The sequence below is a fragment of the Streptomyces sp. NPDC101151 genome (genome assembly GCF_044768335.1).
GTDB lineage: Bacteria > Actinomycetota > Actinomycetes > Streptomycetales > Streptomycetaceae > Streptomyces.
Genome location: NZ_JBIWPP010000036.1, coordinates 11339 through 14641, shown reverse-complemented (window position 1 = coordinate 14641; position 3303 = coordinate 11339). Strand labels below are relative to the sequence as shown.

3 protein-coding genes are annotated in these 3303 nt (G+C 69.7%); all 3 read left to right on the top strand.

Annotated features, from left to right (window positions below; genetic code table 11):
* The first annotated feature begins 104 nt into the window (after positions 1 to 104).
* Complete coding sequence (locus ACIRU3_RS38645; protein ID WP_404066955.1) at positions 105 to 338, top strand: hypothetical protein; 234 nt, start codon at positions 105 to 107, stop codon at positions 336 to 338.
* A 536-nt stretch (positions 339 to 874) separates the two neighbouring features.
* Positions 875 to 2113 carry a sensor histidine kinase gene (locus tag ACIRU3_RS38640; RefSeq protein ID WP_404066952.1) on the top strand — a complete coding sequence of 413 codons (1239 nt, stop codon included), beginning with the start codon at positions 875 to 877 and terminating at the stop codon, positions 2111 to 2113.
* 752 nt (positions 2114 to 2865) lie between these two features.
* Positions 2866 to 3303, top strand: a 438-nt coding sequence (locus tag ACIRU3_RS38635) for a response regulator transcription factor (RefSeq protein WP_404066950.1), incomplete at its 3' end; no start/stop codon positions are given.

Here is a 3303-nt window from a genome sequence, read left to right as displayed (position 1 = left end):
CACCCTGCGTACCGCCCTGGGTGTTCCCGTTCCCGCCACCCTGCGTACCGCCCTGGGTGTTCCCGTTCCCGCCACCCTGCGTACCGCCCTGGGTGTTGCCGCCCTTGGGCATGTTGCTGTTCTTCGATCCGCTGTTCTTCGAGGAGCTGCTGTTCTTCGATCCGCTGCTGTTCTTCGACGAGCTGTTGTCCTTCGACGAGCTGTGGTGCTGGTGGTGGCTGCTCGAGTGGGACGCCGCGTGGTGCTTCATCATGGGCGCGGCCTCGGCGCCGGCCACACCGATGGTTCCTGCGGCGAGTGCGGCGATGCAGGTAATTCCGGCGATGCGGGCCATGTGACGTCGGGTGTTCAGCATGAGGAATCCTTGTGGTTCTGGGGGGAGGAGCTTTCGTATTCAGTTCAGCTCGTCCGGGCGGTGCCGGGTGTCCCCTGGCTGGAGGAGCGGCCGGTTGATGCGTCCGTCCGCCGGGCAGGGGGCACAGCGGCAGGGGGCGGATGCGGGCGGGGCACGCCGTGGCGGCCCTGCGGGCCGCGGCCGCGACGGTTGTGCCTGGTCATCAGGGACGCGCCGCCCGGGCCGGGAGCCGGCTGCGGCGTCCTGGGGCGCGTGGCCGACACCTCACCGCGGCGGCCCCTTGAGTGATCCGGCACCCGGCGGAGGGATCCGGCGGGCCGATGCCCCGGCGGCCGCCGAAGCCGGGGAGCGGGATCCGGCAGGCCCGGGGGATGTTCGTTCCTGGCACGGGGCCACAGACAAACCGCCCCGTGCACCGCCTGTGGCATAAAATGGCCACCGCAACGGTGAAATGGCTCCGGCCTCCGCCGCGGCGACGTCCACGGCGAAGTCCACGGCGACTGCCCGCAAGAGGACGACATGGCACTTTGGGACGCATTCCCGACCGCTCGAGAAGACAGCCGGCTGGACCGGGGGGGCACGACCGAAGTGCCCGCCCTGCACCTGCAGAGGGCATTCAGATGGCAGGCGATACTCCGCATCGCCATCGTTATCGCATTCACCGCGGACCTGGCGGTTTTCCCGCCGTCCGAGCAGTTGCCGCTCTCGGTGGCACTGGCCGCCGTCTACACCGCGTGGACCCTCGGGACGCTGTGGACGTCCTGGAGATCACGCAAGCCGCACCCGAGCTGGATGTACCCGCTGGTCGACCTGACTCTGCTCACCGCACTGATGGCAGTTTCCGGCAACTTTTCCGACCCGAACTGGAGTTCGCCGATATCTGCCGACATTTTTCTTTTCATACCCGTTCTCGCCTCGTTCGAGATGCGGCCGGTCCTGACCGCGGCATCCGGCGTGCTGGCCGCGATGAGTTATGTCATCGGCACCGCCCTGGGGCATCTGCAGCAGCCGTACTGGCATTTCATACTCATCCATGCCCTGTTCATTCTTGTGGTCTGCGCGGGCTGCGTACTCCTGTCGGACGTCCAACAGCACAGGGTACGGGCGATAAAGGAGCTGGCGGAGCACCGGCTGTGGCTGCTGGACCGTATTATGGCGGCGGAGGAGAGAGAACAGCGCAAGATCGCGGAAGTGCTGCACGACGGGGCCTTGCAGAACGTGCTGGCGGCCCGGCACTTCATCGACGAAGCAGCATGCAGCCCGGACACGGCCGACTCGCTGCACCGTGCCGACGAAGCCCTCTTCACGGCGAGCAGACAGCTCCGCTCATCGGTACGGACCCTGCATCCCGAGGTCCTCGTCTCAGGAGGCCTGGTGCCCGCTCTGCAGCATCTGACCCAGCAGGCGTCCGAGCGGGGCAAATTCCACGCAGAAGTCCGTTCCGGTATCACGTCCGCGGGCTCCGCGGACCGGCCGCTTTTCTGGCTGGCCCGTGAAATGCTGGAGAATGTCGTGAAACATGCACACGCGAAGAACGTCGTCGTGAGCCTGCAGAAGGACGACCCGGAAAATGTCCGGCTGTCGATCCGGGACGACGGCGTAGGGATATCCCGTGAATCCATGGCCCGGAGTCTGTCATCGGGCCATATCGGGATCGCCTCGCACCGTGCGCGCATCGAGGGCCTGGGCGGTGTATTCACCCTCCACAGCAATGCATCCGGCGGCACGACCGTCGAAGCCGTCGTCCCACTGAGGTGACCCGCACCCCGACCCACACGGACACCCACCCCACCCACACACCCGCCACCCACTGCCACCACCATCCGCCCCACCGCCGCCACCCACAGCCCCGCCACCCTGCCGCCCGCCGCCGGCGCCCCAGCCCCGCCGCCCGCTGCCGCCACCCGCAGCCCCGCCGCCCGCTGCCGGCGCACACAGCCCCGCCACCATCCGCCCCTGCCGCCCACTGCCCTGCCGCCGCTGCCGCCACCCGCAGCCCCGCCACCCACTGCCGGCGCACACAGCCCCGCCACCATCCGCCCCTGCCGCCCACTGCCGGCGCCCGCCGCCCCGCGACGCCCTGTGCCCGCCCCGGCCCGCCCCCCACCCGCGGCGCAGGCCGCGCCCCGGGCCGCACCCGGCATACCGCCCCGAGGTAACGGCCCGGGGTGACGGCCCGGGGGGTGCCGCCCGGGGTGACGGCCTGCACCGAAGACGCCCCGGTGACCCGCATGTCCGGCCGGGGCCGCTGCGCCGGCCCCCGGCCGGGCCGGGCACGGCCGGGGGCGAAAACCGGCACGCCCGCCCGGCACGCCCGGCAGACTCTGCCCGGCAGGCGCGGCCCGTCCCCGCCGCGCCACCCCGGTTGCCCGAGCACGGACATGCATATACGCGGACAGGCCGGCAGTGGCCCCGGCGCAAGGCCGCACATACTCTGGGTCAAGAGTCACCGAAAATTCTGCCGACCATCGTAAAAAGCGGCACCGCGCAGACGAAAGGTCGGGATTGCCGTGGCAACGCCGAGCCCCGCCCGCATCAAAGTGGTCATCGCCGACGATCACCCTCTGTTCCGCGAGGGCATCTCACGCGCGCTGCAGCTCAGCGGGTCCATCGACGTGGTGGCCGAGGCAGAGAACGGCCGCGACGCACTGGAGATCATCCGCCGGGAACTGCCGGAAGTCGCCGTGCTGGACCTGCGCATGCCCGAACTCGACGGAATCGCAGTACTCCACGCCCTGGTCCGCGACCAGGTCGCAACACGCGTCCTCCTGCTCTCCGCATTCACCGACAGCTCCTCCGTCTACCGCGCCCTCGAAGAAGGAGCCGCAGGCTTTCTGACCAAAGACAGCAAACGCTCCGAAGTCGTCGACGCCGTCCGCGCCATCGCACGCGGACAGACCGTCGTACCACCCGAAGTGACCGGCGGCCTCGCCGACGAAATCCGCATG

Bases quoted from the DNA above. Each gene is read 5' to 3' on its own strand.
- ACIRU3_RS38640 (WP_404066952.1), top strand. From the start codon at position 875: ATGGCACTTTGGGACGCATTCCCGACCGCTCGAGAAGACAGCCGGCTG.